The 15,816-nt window shown below is 44.0% G+C and carries 10 protein-coding genes, 1 other RNA gene and 1 pseudogene; 9 read left to right on the top strand and 3 right to left on the bottom strand.

The features are described from left to right. Nucleotides 1-165: 165 nt before the first annotated feature. Nucleotides 166-522 (bottom strand): heterocyst frequency control protein PatD, encoded by a 357-nt coding sequence (patD, locus tag IM509_RS16195; RefSeq protein ID WP_185237938.1) that lies wholly within the window; start codon nt 520-522, stop codon nt 166-168. Nucleotides 523-747: 225 nt separating this feature from the next. On the opposite strand from patD, the gene IM509_RS16190 reads away from it, so the two are divergent. The 3 genes from IM509_RS16190 to leuC all read left to right on the top strand — a co-directional run bounded on the left by IM509_RS16190 (nt 748) and on the right by leuC (nt 5,878). Then, nucleotides 748-3,045 carry a RelA/SpoT family protein gene (locus IM509_RS16190; RefSeq protein WP_185237939.1) on the top strand — a complete coding sequence of 766 codons (2,298 nt, stop codon included), beginning with the start codon at nt 748-750 and terminating at the stop codon, nt 3,043-3,045. 157 nt (nt 3,046-3,202) lie between these two features. Further along, nucleotides 3,203-4,201, top strand: a complete 999-nt coding sequence (locus IM509_RS16185) for an MraY family glycosyltransferase (protein ID WP_185237940.1) — start codon at nt 3,203-3,205, stop codon at nt 4,199-4,201. Between the two features lie 276 nt (nt 4,202-4,477). Then, the gene (gene leuC, locus IM509_RS16180) at nt 4,478-5,878 is read left to right on the top strand and encodes a 3-isopropylmalate dehydratase large subunit (RefSeq protein ID WP_052275952.1); all 1,401 of its coding nucleotides are present in this window, start codon (nt 4,478-4,480) and stop codon (nt 5,876-5,878) included. A gap of 639 nt (nt 5,879-6,517) precedes the next feature. Here leuC and IM509_RS16175 read toward each other — a convergent pair. Further along, nucleotides 6,518-8,956, bottom strand: coding sequence for a phospholipid carrier-dependent glycosyltransferase (locus tag IM509_RS16175; RefSeq protein WP_185237941.1), 2,439 nt, complete (start codon nt 8,954-8,956; stop codon nt 6,518-6,520). Between the two features lie 135 nt (nt 8,957-9,091). Here IM509_RS16175 and zds point away from each other — a divergent pair, with 135 nt between their 5' ends. From zds to IM509_RS16145, 6 genes are all read left to right on the top strand, one after another. Further along, nucleotides 9,092-10,552 (top strand): 9,9'-di-cis-zeta-carotene desaturase, encoded by a 1,461-nt coding sequence (gene zds, locus IM509_RS16170; RefSeq protein WP_185237942.1) that lies wholly within the window; start codon nt 9,092-9,094, stop codon nt 10,550-10,552. Nucleotides 10,553-10,781: 229 nt separating this feature from the next. Then, nucleotides 10,782-11,477 carry an aldehyde oxygenase (deformylating) gene (locus IM509_RS16165; RefSeq protein WP_052275955.1) on the top strand — a complete coding sequence of 232 codons (696 nt, stop codon included), beginning with the start codon at nt 10,782-10,784 and terminating at the stop codon, nt 11,475-11,477. Nucleotides 11,478-11,623: 146 nt separating this feature from the next. Then, nucleotides 11,624-12,643: a long-chain acyl-[acyl-carrier-protein] reductase gene (locus IM509_RS16160; RefSeq protein ID WP_052275956.1), complete on the top strand. Its 1,020-nt coding sequence runs from the start codon at nt 11,624-11,626 to the stop codon at nt 12,641-12,643. A gap of 387 nt (nt 12,644-13,030) precedes the next feature. Continuing rightward, nucleotides 13,031-14,167: a DUF58 domain-containing protein gene (locus tag IM509_RS16155; RefSeq protein WP_052275957.1), complete on the top strand. Its 1,137-nt coding sequence runs from the start codon at nt 13,031-13,033 to the stop codon at nt 14,165-14,167. An 86-nt stretch (nt 14,168-14,253) separates the two neighbouring features. Next, an RNA gene (gene ffs / locus IM509_RS16150) (signal recognition particle sRNA small type) lies at nt 14,254-14,350 on the top strand. Between the two features lie 9 nt (nt 14,351-14,359). After that, complete coding sequence (locus IM509_RS16145) at nt 14,360-15,631, top strand: MFS transporter (RefSeq protein ID WP_081417830.1); 1,272 nt, start codon at nt 14,360-14,362, stop codon at nt 15,629-15,631. A gap of 36 nt (nt 15,632-15,667) precedes the next feature. Here IM509_RS16145 and IM509_RS16140 read toward each other — a convergent pair. Beyond that, a pseudogene (locus IM509_RS16140) lies at nt 15,668-15,816 on the bottom strand (DUF3782 domain-containing protein); the annotation flags it as partial.

Below are 15,816 nucleotides of genomic sequence, written 5' to 3'. Positions count from 1 at the left end.
CCCCCTTGATAAGGGGGGTGCCGATAGGCGGGGGGATCCCCCTTGATAAGGGGGGTGCCGATCCCCCCTTAGTCCCCCCTTAATAAGGGGGGCATCTGATAATTTTTAACGCCTACCTACTTAGGGTCAAGTATGCCACACAAACGGCGATCGAGCATTTAATCACTAATCGACAACTGACCCTAACAAAACCTGACAATATCCCTTTAAAGTCGCCACTCGCTCGCTAATTATCTGTAAACGCTTCTCCCGTCCTTGCCGCGCCGAGGCCAAAAATAACCAATCCGTCTCCAGCAATCGCCACGATCGATATAGTTCCGTCTGGAGCGCGCGCCAACGATTAGCCACCTCTGGGCTGAAATTGTCATCATTTAGTGACAATATCTCCCCTTCTAGACAGGTTTGTAAAGCTTGAAAAGATTGTAACCCCGTGGAAGCATCCCCATCCAGAAGGGCAAGACTGAAATCCTCCAGTTTTCTTAACAAAGATTTGTAGGCTTGATGGTAATTTGTCGGTAGCATCCAATACAAAGAGCGTTAGAATTTGTTACATAAGATTAACGATTTGCCGTCACGGTTGCAAGTCCTCTCTCCTCCCAACCAGAGACAAAAACTTAAAAGAATCGCATCCTTTTCGCCGATAAGTCCGATTCTAGTGTTAGAGAATTAAGCAATCTGCCATCCCTTCGGCCTAATAGTTTTCTAGTTATCCGTCTCCACCACCCCTATTATCCCCCCGATCCAACCATGAACGCCATCACTGCCACCCAACCAGACACCCTCACCGCCCTTCCCCGGGCCACGGAACCGAAAAAAGCGTTAGTTTTGCCTGATTGGCTGAAAGAATGTCTAATTACCTACGAAAACGACCCCCAAAATCCCGATAGCGATTTAATCTGTCGGGCTTTTAATTTCGCTCACAAACTCCACGAAGGCCAGTATCGCAAATCCGGGGAACCCTATATCGCCCATCCCATAGCTGTAGCGGGATTACTGCGGGATCTGGGGGGTGATGGGGCAATGATCGCGGCGGGATTCCTTCACGATGTGGTGGAAGATACGGAAGTCACCCCCGAAGAAATCGAGGACAGATTCGGTGTCGAGGTGCGTAATTTGGTGGAAGCGGTGACAAAACTCTCCAAATTCAACTTTTCTAGTAAAACTGAACGGCAGGCGGAGAATTTTCGCCGAATGTTCCTGGCGATGGCTCAAGATATCCGCGTCATCGTGGTAAAATTAGCCGATCGCCTGCACAATATGCAAACCCTCGAACACCTTAACCCGCAACAGCAGCAACGCATCGCCCTCGAAACTAGAGAAATCTTTGCTCCTCTGGCTAACCGTTTAGGGATTGGGCGATTTAAATGGGAATTAGAGGATTTATGCTTTAAATACCTCGAACCCGATGCTTATCGCACCGTACAGTTATTGGTATCGGAAAAACGCATCGATCGAGAGGCCCGCATCGAAACCGTCATTAACACATTGCGGGAAAAATTGCAAGAAATTGGCATAAAAGTTCTTGATTTGCAAGGTCGCCCCAAACATCTCTACGGCATTTATCATAAAATGCACAATCAGGGTAAAGAATTCGAGCAGATTTATGATATTGCCGCCGTCCGCATTATCGTCGAAACTAAAGAGGAATGTTATCGTTGTTTAGCCGTAGTTCACGACCAATTTACCCCGATTCCCAACCGTTTTAAAGACTATATCGGTTTACCAAAAGCTAACCGTTATCAATCCCTCCATACCACCGTTGTTGGTTTAAATGCCCGTCCCCTAGAAGTGCAGATTCGCACCCTAGAAATGCACCGTGTTGCTGAATACGGGATTGCAGCCCATTGGAAGTATAAAGAAACCGGTTCTAGTCAGACAACTTTAACCGCCGAGGATGAAAAATTCGCTTGGCTGCGTAATCTTCTCGACTGGCAAAAAGACCTTAAAGATGGCCAAGAATACATGGATGGCCTCAAAAATAATTTCTTTGAAGAAGATATCTATGTTTTCACCCCCAAAGGTGATGTGGTGGCCCTGGCCCAAGGTGCGACACCGGTAGATTTTGCCTATCATATTCATAGCGAAGTAGGTAATCAGATGAAAGGGGCAAGAATTAATGGTAAATGGTCAGTTCTTGATGCTCCCTTGCAAAATGGTGATCTGGTGGAAATTCTCACCAGCAAAAATAGTCACCCTAGTTTAGATTGGTTAAATTTTGTCGTTACTCCTAGCGCCAGAAATCGCATCCGGCAATGGTACAAAAAATCGCGCCGAGAAGAAAATATTAGCCGGGGTCGTGATTTATTAGAGAAAGAATTGGGTAAAACTGGCTTCGATGCCCTGCTAAAATCGGAACGAATGCAATCGGTGGCTAAACAGTGCAATTATGTGGCAGTAGATGATTTATTGGCGGCCTTGGGTTACGGCGAAGTTACCCTAAAAAATGTGGTTAATCGTCTGCAAGAAACAGTTAAAAATCAACAGGAAATTTTAACGGTCAAAAATCCGCCCGATGTCCTAACTGATTCCCAATTGATTCTACCACCTTCTCCCGTTCAAAGGGCTTTACCCGTTAGTAAATCACCGATCGCCGGTGTGGAGGGATTAGTCTATCGTTTGGCCGGTTGTTGTTGTCCTTTACCAGGGGAAAATATCACCGGTATAGTTGCCCATGCGGGGGAAGGTATTGTTATTCACCGTCAGGGCTGCTCGAATGTGGAAAAAGCCGAAGCTGAACGCTTAATTCCTGTTAGTTGGAACCCTATAGATGACCAGGGACGTTATCAAACTTATCCAGTAAATATTCAGATTGAAGTGATCGATCGCGTCGGGGTTTTAAAAGATATTCTCTCTCGTTTAAGTGACCAAAATATTAACGTTCGCAATGCCGGAGTTAAGACTAATTTCGGTAAACCCGCTTTAATTTCTCTGAAAATTGAAGTAAAAGACCTGCAACAATTTGAACGCTGTGTTATTCAAATTAAGCTGATGAGCGATATTTTAAACGTTCGTCGCATCAGTCAGGTAAAAAGCGATCGAGAGTAAGTTAAACCTAAAATTTCTGCTCCTATCCCCCAAACGCTGGAGTGCCTTAGCTGTTGAAGTGCGATGCTGACACTGACTAAAACCACGAGGGCAATATCTGCACTTTTTGTCACAGAACAACGTAGGATCGATAATTAATCTGAGCGCAAAAATCCCTATGTTATTATCCCTACTCTCAGTCATCAGTTTTCTGATTAGTTTTCTGGTGGTTGCCCTGATTAAACAACGTTTTAGTCAACAATTGTTAGATATTCCCAATGAGCGTAGCAGCCATAGTCAACCCACACCTAGGGGAGGTGGACTCGGTTTTGTCGTTGCTTTTGCTCTGACCAGCAGCCTCAGTTATTTTCTCCTTTCTCCTTCCCTACCTCTCATTCCCCTGTGGTTATCCCTGACTCCTTTAATTATTATCGGCCTTCTCGATGATCGTCGCGGTATTCCCTCTAGTATTCGCTATTTGGTGCAGTTATCCTCCGCTAGTATTGCGGTCACTTTTTTCGGTGCTTTTCCCCAATCTTGGCTATTAGATTTAGGTTTTGGCGGCAAAATTTTAGCTATTATTCTCACAATTATCGGACTGACTGCGATCATTAATTTTTATAATTTTATGGATGGTCTTGATGGTTTGGTGGCTGGCTGTACGGTGCTACAATTAGGTTTTCTCGCTCTCTATTTTCAGCAACCAATTTTATGGCTTTTAGTGGCAGCTTTAGTCGGTTTTCTCTTTTGGAATTGGTCGCCGGCGAAAATTTTTATGGGCGATGTGGGTAGCACCAGTCTAGGGGCAATTGTCCCTATGGTTTTACTTAATAACCAGGGCGATCAAAGTCAAGCTTGGTCAGCTTTAACTATCACTTTACCTCTGATTGGTGATGCTATTTATACCCTTATTTGTCGATTATTCAGAAAGGAAAATATCTTCCAAGCTCACCGCAGTCACCTTTATCAAAGATTACAAAAATCTGGCTTGTCTCATCCACAAGTAGCGATTATTTATATGGGGGTAACTCTCTTGATTGCTATTAGTATTAACTACTTAGGAAACCTAGGAGCATGGCTGAGTTTACCTCTGATTCTAGGATTAATTGTTCTCGGAGAAATTTATCTGAACAAGAGAGTTAGCGAGCAGAATTTAGCGGTGACAAGAAAAGAATAAATTTTTTATTGCTATGGTTCCTAGAGTTAAATCAAGAGAATGTTATACTAAATCCTCTTGAAAGATTATAGGAAACGGGGGGTAAGGAGCATAAGTAATCACTCAAATAGTTATTGGCTAAAGTCTTTTATTTTACTCAAAAACTGATGGTTTTAATCTGGCAAAAACAGAGCTATTCATCTATTATCCCTCCTAACCAAGAGAAAAGAAAAAATTAATACTTATCGGCCAGGGTTAGCTGATATGATTAGGGAGATGACTATCATTCCAAAGTCAATGAGCGCAAGAACATTATTCGATAAAGTCTGGGACGCACACACGGTTAAGATTCTTCCCAGTGGACAGACACAATTATTTATCGGACTGCATCTAGTGCATGAAGTCACCAGTCCGCAAGCTTTTTCGATGCTAAGAGAAAGGGGTTTAAAAGTATTATTTCCCAGACGGACTATTGCCACCGTCGATCACATCGTCCCCACCGAAAATCAGGCGCGTCCTTTCCTTGACGATTTGGCCGAGGAAATGATCCGGGCGATCGAAACTAATGTTCAAACCAATCATATTCCTTTCTACGGCATCGGTTCCGGCAATCAGGGCATAGTTCATGTGATCGCTCCCGAACAAGGCCTAACTCAACCCGGGATGACGATCGCCTGTGGTGACTCCCACACCTCCACCCACGGTGCTTTTGGTGCGATCGCTTTTGGCATCGGCACTTCCCAAGTGCGCGATGTTCTTGCTACCCAAACCCTATCCCTATCGAAATTAAAAGTGCGTCGAGTGGAGGTAAACGGCGATTTAAATCCCGGGGTCTATGCTAAAGATGTAATTCTTCATATTATCCGTCAATTAGGCGTCAAAGGCGGTGTTGGTTATGCCTACGAGTACGCTGGTAGTACAATTGAACGGATGTCCATGGAAGAAAGGATGACGATTTGTAACATGGCGATCGAAGGTGGGGCCCGATGTGGTTATATCAACCCCGATCAAATCACCTACGATTACCTCAAAGGTCGTGATTTTGCGCCCAAAGACTGGGAAAGTGCGGTTAATTGGTGGGAAAGCATTAAAAGCGATGCCGATGCGGTTTATGACGATGTGGTGGTCTTCGATGCCGGTGAAATCGAACCCACAGTTACTTGGGGGATTACTCCGGGCCAAGGAATCGGGGTTAACGAAGTCATTCCCACTCCCGAAAGTTTACCGGCAAGTGAAAGAGCGATCGCAGAGGAAGCCTATCAATACATGAAACTCACCCCCGGCACCCCGATTAAAGGCACAAAAATCGATGTCTGCTTCGTCGGTAGCTGTACTAACGGCCGGATCAGTGATCTGCGCGAAGCGGCCAAATTTGCCCAAGGTCATCGTGTTGCCCCCCATGTGAAAGCTTTTATCGTCCCCGGTTCCGAAAGAGTCAAAAAACAGGCGGAAGCGGAAGGATTAGACCAAATTTTCCTAGCATCGGGCTTTGAATGGCGCGAGGCTGGCTGTTCCATGTGTTTAGCCATGAATCCCGATAAATTGCAGGGAGATCAGATCAGCGCTTCCTCCTCCAATCGTAACTTTAAAGGTCGTCAAGGTTCCGCTTCCGGGCGTACTTTGTTGATGAGTCCGGCGATGGTGGTAGCGGCAGCGATTAAAGGGGAAGTCACCGATCCCAGGGAGTTGTTAAATTAAATAGGGTTTGCAGCAAAAAGTTTGTTGCTGGAGTCAGGAGATAGGGTGATAGGGTTTTGGGGTGATAGGGTTTTGGGGTGATAGGGTGATGAGACAGCTTCCCCACTTCCCCACTTCCCCACTTCATAATTCATACTTTGTGCTTTTTGTCAAAAAAACTTTTTTTTTGCAATAAAACTACATAAAAAAAAGATCATCGTTGTGGGTGAAATTGACTGATTTACCCGTTTTAATTAGGATCACCTTCTAGGTGTGGCAAGGGTTTCAACCATTGCTGCCCAAAAAAGCACAGAATAACCCATTATGAAATTCTATCAAATCGCTGTTACCATGATAACGTCGTTGTTAAATAAAAATATTTCTCAATTAATTCTTAAGAATTTATAAATATTGCGGAATGTTAATTTAAATATTCTCAAGTTTTTGCAGTAAATCAATAATTTTTACTTATCTTTGTCCAACATTGGGTTAGAAGTCAGGAGTCAGGAGATAGAGTGATAGGGTTTTGGGGTGATAGGGTGATAGGGATTTAGGGGTTTAGGGAAATTTCAGCCAAATGCTTCACTTCCCCACTTCCCCACTTCCCCACTCCCCCACCTCCCACTTCCCACACCCCACTTCCCTACTTCTCACTCTATTTTAATTTGACTGCCATAATTGCCAAGCTTTAACGAGATTTCCCCCCATCAAGGCAGCCACTGCATTTAAAGTCTTAATTTCCTCACTATCGGGATTTAATTGTCTAGCTTGATCTAAGACTTTTTGGGCCGCTTGCGGTTGCCAATCGTAGAGATAAATAAAACCTTGATAAGCATAATGATAGGGATTATAGGGGTCAATTTTAATCATTTCCTCCGTGGCTTTTATTGCCCCTGCCACATCCTGTTGTAGTACCTTAGAAATTGCTAATCCGTAGGCTAAAGATAATTTATCGGGGGGATTTTGTTGCTGTAAACGATAGGAAAAAGCTTTGTCTGCTTGCAGCACATAATCCTGAATCGAATCGTATTGATTGATACGATTAGTTAACTCAAAAATTGGTTCAACACCTGTTAATCCTTGACCAATATTAGCAGACTTTAAGCGCAATTGGGTGACTAAATCTAATTGGGGCGTTGCTAACTTGGCAACTTGAGGATCGATGGTAATTTCAGCATTAGTTTTAATCGGATAGGTTTCGCCAGTTTCCCGATTGAGATAGACAGCAGATAAGCGATAAACTCCGGGGGTTGCTGCCGACTGCATGGCAGTTTTTTCAGTGACTTCAAAACTATTTTGTTGCTCTTCTGGAGTTAATTTTTTTGCCATTAATCCCCCCATAGCAATACCATGATCGTGCATCCAATAATCCTTACCGTCCACTTCTTGCCAAGTTAAAATTACTATCCCTGACTTTAATTGTTGCCAGTCTCCAGCCCATTTGTAAACCACAGGAATTGGTTGATTAGGAGATGCTTTTTCAGCAATGGCAATCTCTCTTAATTCCACCTGTTTTGGCGCATTTTCAAGGGTTTTAACCGTGACGGAAGGATATATTTTTCGGTGTAGGGACAGGGTACTATCATCCGGTAACTGCCAAGTTTTCTCTACTTGGAAATCTGAACCAGTGGCGACTCGATTAACAATTTTTTTCTGGACATCGGGGACGGAACCCTGTTCACCAGTTTTAGTTAAAAACCAATCTAAAGAATTGACATCCTTTTCGATATCTTCTTCCCTAACTCCCACCTGTCTCCCAGCAACCTGGAAATTATGTTTACCACCGTAGAAAGAGAAGGTATGTTGATTTAATTCGGGGGTGGAAGGTAAAACCCCTAGGGTGCTGCGAAGATAGGGAGAATCGGCTAGAATCTCTTTAACTACTTCTTCGTGCTGCCAACCAGTTTTTAAATAGGGATGGTGTTGTAATTCGGGACTGAAAACATTAGTAATTACATCTCCCCCCAAGGGGAATAAATTTAAGCTGGTGAGGATAGCGGCAATAGTTATCGTTCCCCAACGGATACCAGATCCAAAACGACCGCGCCAAGATAATAAACCAACGGATAAAATTAAGGATAAAGTCGGTAAAAGCGGCAAAATATAACGAGCATCTTTATTGATATTGAGGGATGATAATAGGTATCCCCCCAGCAGAAAAACTCCTAACCAAATCCACACAGGACGATTAACCTTATCTTCGGTTTTTATATGGCGTAAGGAGATTAATAATCCCACCACGGGAACTAATAATAATACCCAGGAAAGAAAATAGGGTAAAACTTGCGCGTAAAATGTCCAGGCATCTGGACTGGTAAGAGGCGGATCTCCCTCCAAAATCGCCGAATCTACCGTGGCACGTTTGCCCGCGGTTAACATTAATAACCAATTCGTCCGATACCAGGGAAACATTAACAATGCTGCCGTCAAAAAACTGAGCATTAATTGCGCTAGATTACCCCAACGTTTTCGCCAAAGATTTTCGCCCAATACCCACAAAATCGGCAAAAAGAGGAAAAATAGGGCGGTTTGTTTGACTAACATCCCTAAACCGAAAGAAATCCCGAAAGCGATCGCTTTTAGCCAGCCACTACCACTAAATCGCCACCATGTCAAGCAGAAGTAAGAAAACGTTACAATTGCCGCTAAGGGAAAATCTAAGAGATATTCGAGGCGATAATAGTATAAACCGGGGAGAAATTGACAGATTAAGACCGCCCAGAGTGCTACAGTCCCATTAAAGAGGATAATTCCCAATCCGTACACAGAAAAGAGCAGTAGGGCGCTATAGATAGCCATTACCCACATACCCGCTTCAACGCTAATACCAAAGAGATTAAAGAAGGGAATCGTTAAAAGATAGGTTAAAGGGGGAATTTTTGGCGACATTAGCCATAAACCGCGCCACCAATCCCCATCAAACCAGCGCGGATTTTGGAAAGCTTGGGTATAGATAATCCCACCGTTGAGATAATCGGCCTGATCCCAAGCAGGAATAGTATGATCGAGACTAAACCAGAATCTATCGACTAATACCCCCAATATCCAAATAATAGTGACAATAATTAATTCCTGTCTCCTATCTAGCGATCGCTTCAAAATGACTCTCCCTCGGACAACTCTCAATTATTCTGCCACGCTCTCAAGCGACCCTGAAAAAATCGCCAGCGAGAAACACCAGATCGATCGGGTAAAATAAAGATTTAGTGAAAAATTGTAACAGGAACTTGACAAATGCGAGTGGTGATCGTTGGTGCGGGATTAGCGGGAATGGCAACAGCTATCGATCTGGTCGATGCGGGCTGTACAGTAGAAATATTAGAATCTCGTCCCTTTGTCGGGGGAAAAGTCGGTAGTTGGGTAGATGCAGACGGTAATCACATCGAGATGGGCTTGCACGTCTTTTTTGGTTGTTACTACAATCTTTTTGAGTTAATGAAAAAAGTGGGCGCTTTTCAATCCCTACTACTCAAAGAACACACCCACACTTTTATCAACGAAGGAGGAAAAATCGGCGAATTAGACTTTCGTTTCGCCGCGGGTGCGCCTTTTAACGGTTTAAAAGCCTTTTTTACCTCCTCTCAACTCTCGGCAGCCGATAAAATCTTTAATTCTCTGGCCTTAGGTACCAGTCCCATCGTCCGCGGTCTGATAGACTTTCAAGGAGCGATGAAAACGATTCGGGAGCTGGACTCGATTAGTTTTGCCGATTGGTTTCGTAGCCATGGCGGTAATGAAGGCAGTTTAAAAAAAATGTGGAATCCGATCGCCTATGCCTTAGGATTTATCGATACGGAAAATATCTCGGCCCGTTGTATGCTGACGATTTTCCAATTTTTCGCCGCTAAAACCGAAGCTTCCGTCCTGCGGATGTTGGAAGGTTCCCCCCACGAATACCTGCATAAACCGATTATTAACTATCTGGAGGCACGGGGTGCCAAAATCTCCACCCGTCGTCAAGTGCGGGAAATTCTCTATTCTGGAGAGGGCGAAAATCTGCAAGTTAATGGCATGATCGTCGCTAACGGAGAAACCACAGAAACTATCACCGCAGATGCCTACGTTTGCGCTGGTGATGTCCCTGGTATTCAGCGTCTTATTCCCCAAGATTGGCGAAAAATGCCGATTTTTGACAATATTTTCCGACTAGAAGCAGTTCCCGTCGCTACGGTACAATTGCGTTTTGACGGTTGGGTGACGGAGTTAAATGATGCCGAAAAACGCCGACAACTGCAAAAAGCGGTGGGAATTGACAATCTTTTGTACACCCACCAAGCGGATTTTTCCTGTTTTGCAGATCTTGCTCTCACCAGTCCTAGGGATTATTATCGCCCCGGAGAAGGTTCTTTATTACAGTTGGTTTTAACCCCCGGGGATCCTTTTATTAAAGCTAAAAATGAAGATATTGCCCAGCACGTTTTAGCGCAGGTCCATAAGTTATTTCCCTCCTCGCGGGAGTTAAAGATGACTTGGTTTAGCGTGGTGAAATTGGCCCAGAGTCTCTATCGGGAAGCACCGGGGATGGATGTCTATCGTCCCTCGCAAGCGACTCCTATCGCTAACTTTTTCCTTGCTGGTAGTTATACCCAACAGGATTACATTGATAGCATGGAAGGAGCCACTTTATCCGGTAAACAGGCAGCCAAAGCGATCCTACAACAGGCCGAGCGCCGGAAATCTTTAGCCACGGTTTGAGCAAACAGCCGGCAATCTCGTCCCTTAAGAAGGGATTGCCTCTAGATTTGTTTTCAGTGGCAAAAGATAACCGCTATAGCTAACTTGGCAAGTCAGCCCCTCAGGCCAAGCTATACAAAAAAGACCGATCAAGCTAGACTCGTAAAAAGATAACTCCATCTAGAAGACTTACCCTAGAGTGGAAAGAACGTCGGAAAAATCTCGTCAGAAATAGGAGTCAATCGAGTTTATGCCAGAGCTTGCTGTACCATTAGAGCTTGATTTCACCAGCGAAACCTATAAATCAGCCTATAGTCGCATTAATGCCATCGTTATTGAAGGCGAATACGAGGCCAATAGTAATTATATTCAATTAGCAGACATCCTCACCGATAAAAAAGAAGAATTACACCGTCTGGCAAAAATGGAAAACCGTCACATGAAAGGTTTTCAAGCTTGCGGCCGAAATTTGCAAATCACCCCTGATATGGATTATGCCAAAGAATTCTTTTCCTCTCTGCACAATAACTTCCAAATTGCCTACGCAGAAGGTAAAGTTGTCACCTGTTTATTAATCCAATCTTTGATTATCGAAGCTTTCGCGATCGCTGCCTATAATATTTATATTCCTGTTGCTGATCCTTTTGCCCGTAAAATTACTGAAGGCGTAGTTAAAGACGAATATTTACACCTCAATTTTGGCGAAGAATGGCTAAAAGCGAACTTTGAAACCGCTAAAGAGGAATTAGAAGCGGCAAATCGCGCTAATCTACCCATTGTCTGGAGAATGCTCAATCAAGTCGAGGATGATGCTCGCGTCCTCGCTATGGAAAAAGAGGCCCTCGTGGAAGACTTTATGATTAGCTACGGGGAAGCGTTAAGCAATATCGGTTTCAGCACCCGTGATATCATGCGGATGTCTGCCTACGGATTAACTGCTGTCTAAAGCTTGAGCATCGAGATTTCTTTTTTCCCCTACTGCCGCTCAGCACAGAGCGGCGCTTTTGTGTATTATATTTAAGAGTCTTAACGATTTCTTAGCAATATCCTAATTTTTATCTAGTGCCATCTAGTCTAACGAAAGAACAATCAATGTTTGGTCTTATAGGTCATCTTACCAGTTTAGAACACGCCCAATCGGTCGCCGACGATCTAGGTTATCCTGAATATGCTAACCAAGGATTAGATTTTTGGTGCGCTGCCCCCCCGCAAATTGTCGATGATTTTCATGTCACCAGCATCACGGGACAAACCATCACGGGTAAATACATCGAATCCTGTTTTTTACCGGAGATGTTGTCGCATCGTTGGGTAAAGTCTGCTATTCGTAAGGTGCTAAATGCCATGGCACTCGCTCAAAAAAGTGATATCAATATCACCGCACTCGGCGGTTTTTCTTCAATTATTTTCGAGGAGTTTAATCTCAAAGATAATCGACAGGTGCGGAATATCGAGCTAGATTTTGGCCGTTTTACCACCGGTAACACCCACACCGCTTACGTCATCTGCACTCAGGTGGAAACCCTCGCTGAAAAAATGGGCATCGATTTAGCTCAATCTACCGTCGTGGTTTGTGGGGCCACCGGAGATATCGGCAGCGCTGTTTGTCGTTGGTTAAATGAAAAAACCGATACAAAAGAACTAATCTATGTGGCACGCAATCAAGATCGTTTACAATCTCTGCAAGAGGAGTTAGGTCGCGGTAAAATTCTACCCCTAGAGGAGGCTTTACCCCTAGCTGATATCATTGTTTGGGTGGCTAGTATGCCTAAAGGGGTAGAAATTGATCCAGATAAACTCAAGCGCCCCTGCATTATTATTGATGGTGGTTATCCGAAAAATTTAGGCATGGTGTTAAATGCCCCCGATATTTCGGTGATTAAGGGCGGCATTGTCGAGCATTCCCTCGATATTGACTGGAAAATTATGAAAATCGTTAATATGGATATTCCCTCTCGTCAAATGTTTGCCTGTTTTGCTGAGGCGATTTTATTGGAGTTGGAGGGTTGGCAAACTAATTTTTCCTGGGGACGCAATCAAATTACTGTCCCTAAAATGGAACAAATCGGCGCAGCTTCCCGTAAACACGGTTTTCAACCTTTGTTATTTTAATTCATGCCCCCAATCCCCCCCCCACCGACCACGGAATTAGAAGTTTTAGGCGACAAATAATTAGAAGTGAGGGCTTGACTTTGCCGGCGGCTTGGGTTATGATTGTTTCATAATGGGATGTTTGTGTTTATCTTTAAGTGCTTAGATTAAGATTATGAATAAACTCTTTTAAAAATATTATCCCAAAATCTGCCCACAAAAGCAAGCAAAATTTTGCCATCAATTGTTAAATTTTGTTAAGAAAAATCCCAATAGTGACAAGGAAGAGAACTCCCTTAACAGATCAGTCCGATCTCTTTGATAGTTTCTCAGGGCTTTTGGGGGAATTATAGAGATGTGGGACTGATTTTTAGCTTTCTAGCAAAGACGACAAAACCACTAAACTCTATGAAAACTTGGTTAGAAGATCGCGGTATTTTACCCGCTTACGGTGGGGGGGTAATCATTGGCATTACCCTCTGTTTTTTCGGAGCTGCGACCAATACCATGGCGGGATGGTTGTATGCTATCTCTGGCACGACGATCGCTGTTTTAATTTTATCGATAATTTTACCCCGTCGTTCCCTTCTTCCTCTGAAAGTGCGTCGTCTTGCCATTGTACCCGTGAGTGCAGGAGACGATCTTAGTATTAGCCTAGAGATAGAAAATACTAGCAATCAGCCGATAAATCTGTTAGAAGTGACAGATATCCTGCCTATAGTTCTCGATCAGCCAAAAATAACCCCAATAGAAGTGATTGCCTCCAAAAGTTGCCATCGTTGGACTTATTATTTACCCACCAGTAAACGAGGTATTTATCACTGGCAAGAAGTACAATTAAGAACAGCGGCCCCTCTCGGTTTATTTTGGTGTCGTCGTTGTCAGCAAGCAGCGGCTAAAGCTTTAGTTTATCCCCAAGTTTTACCCTTGCAACAATGTCCCCTGATCGATTCCCTCGGTCAAGAGATGGAACAAAAATTAGAAAATAATCGCTATTATCAAAGGGCTAGTCAAGGACTTACCCGTAACTTGAGACAATATCGCCAGGGTGATTCTACCCGTTTAATTCACTGGAAAACTAGCGCCCGTTTGGGAGAATTGCAAATTCGGGAATTAGAAGTGTTAACGGGGGGACAGGAAGTGATTATCTGTCTCGATACCCTCTGTGATTGGCAAGAAGACAGTTTTGAACGGGCGATTATTGCCGCTGCTTCCCTCTATTTTTATGCCCATCGTCGGCAACTAAATGTGAAACTCTGGACCGGTGAAACGGGGTTAATTCAGGGGGAAAGGGTCATTTTAGAAACTTTAGCGGCTATAGAGGCAAAAGCTAGTCAAAAAAATGCCAATCTGCCTAATTTACCGCTAATTTGGTTGACAAGTAACTTCAATTCCATCGAACCACTCACCCCCGGGAGCCGTTGGTTATTTTTCCTCGCTGCCGATTCTAGGGAGAGTCCTTCACCCTTAATCCGACAGTTTAGCGGATTGGCGATCGAACCAGAAATTTCTCTACAACAACAATTGCAAAAACCCCCTCGTTGAGGAAATTTCCGTTCACAGTCTAGATTGAGAGGAAATTCTCCCGAAAAAAATGCCCGTATCCCGGAAAAAGATGTTATGATAGAAAAGACTCGGACTCATGCGATCGCAACGCCTTAACCTTGTCAGGACCGGAAGGTAGCAGCAATACGGGATGCTTGTGACTGGCGTGATCTCCGGGTCTTTTTGTTGCCTGTGACGGTCGCTGTTGTGAACGCTTTCAAAACTTTTCGATCGCTTACTGCCGAGACTCGTCGTCAACTACTGATCCTCTTCGTCACGGCGCTGTTTTTCTGGATAAGTATCACCACTCTCGTCCCCACTCTCCCCACCTATATTAAATTACTAGGCGGTAGCAAACAAGATATCGGTTTTGTCATGGGGGCCTTTGCCATCGGTTTAATTTTATCGCGCAGTTGGTTAGGCAATCTAGTCGATCGCCGCAGTCGCAAATTAGTGGTTTTATTTGGAACTATTGTCGCCGCTACCGCACCCCTCGGTTATCTATTTTTTCGCGATCTTTCCTCTTTATTCGCCGTCCGCGCCTACCATGGCCTCAGTATCGCTGCTTTTACCACTGGTTACAGTACCCTAGTGGTGGATTTTTCCCCCGTTCGTCAACGGGGGGAGATAATTGGTTATATGAGCTTAACTGCACCCCTAGGCATGGGAATCGGTCCGGCTTTAGGCAGTTATCTCTACGAATCGATCGGTTATGACGGTTTATTTCTAGTTTCTGCCACTTCAGGAGCGATCGCCTTTCTCTTGGGTTTCTCCATTCAAGAACCAGACTTCAAGAAAAAATTAGCCCAAATGAAGGCAGAAAATCAGACAATCGAGCGCAGTTTTTGGGCATTATGTCAAGAGCGAGCTTTTTTAGTCCCTACCTTAGTTTTTCTATTGGTCGGTACTTTATTCGGCGGTTTAGTCGCTTTTTTACCCCTGTTTCTCCTCGAAAATCAGATCCCTTTCAGTGCCGGTCTATTCTACAGTTATGCGGCACTATCGGGCGTAATCGGACGGATTTTGTCGGGAGGAGCCAGTGATCGCTATGGACGGGGTTTATTCATCACTATTAGCGTTTTTTGCTATGGTTTATCCATGTTGGTTCTATCCTCTGCCCGATCTCCTTCCGATTTAATTTTAGCCGCTATCCTCGAAGGTACGGGAGGGGGGATTTTATTCCCTATGTTACTGGCTTTAATCTCCGATCGCTCTGGGCCCCAAGAACGCGGCCGGGCCTATTCTATCTGCATCGGCGGTTTTGATGTGGGAACAGCCTTAGCCGGTCCAATTCTGGGGGTTTTAGCAATTTCCTACGAAACTATGTTTAGTTTATCGTCAGGATTAGCTGTTATTGCTCTCTTTCTCTTTTTTACTCTCTCTAACCCCACTATATTTCATTCTTTTCTCTTCGCTTTCGGTTTAGAAAAAGATCGTTATGCTCTGCGCGGACAATTACAATAAAGCTTACTGAAAAAGTTTTTCCTAGGGCAGGGTTATTTAATAGGTTTGAGGTTGAAAATTATCGGGAATATCTAATTCAAATACTTGGTCATGAATCCGAGCCACATAAAGCCCTTCTTGCAGAATTTTTTCCCGTAATTCCGGGGATAAATCAACCGCCGCTAATATGCCATAGAGTTTTTTAT

The sequence above is a fragment of the Microcystis sp. M31BS1 genome (assembly GCF_020245285.1).
GTDB lineage: Bacteria > Cyanobacteriota > Cyanobacteriia > Cyanobacteriales > Microcystaceae > Microcystis > Microcystis panniformis.
This window is presented reverse-complemented; position numbering and strand designations above follow the sequence as displayed.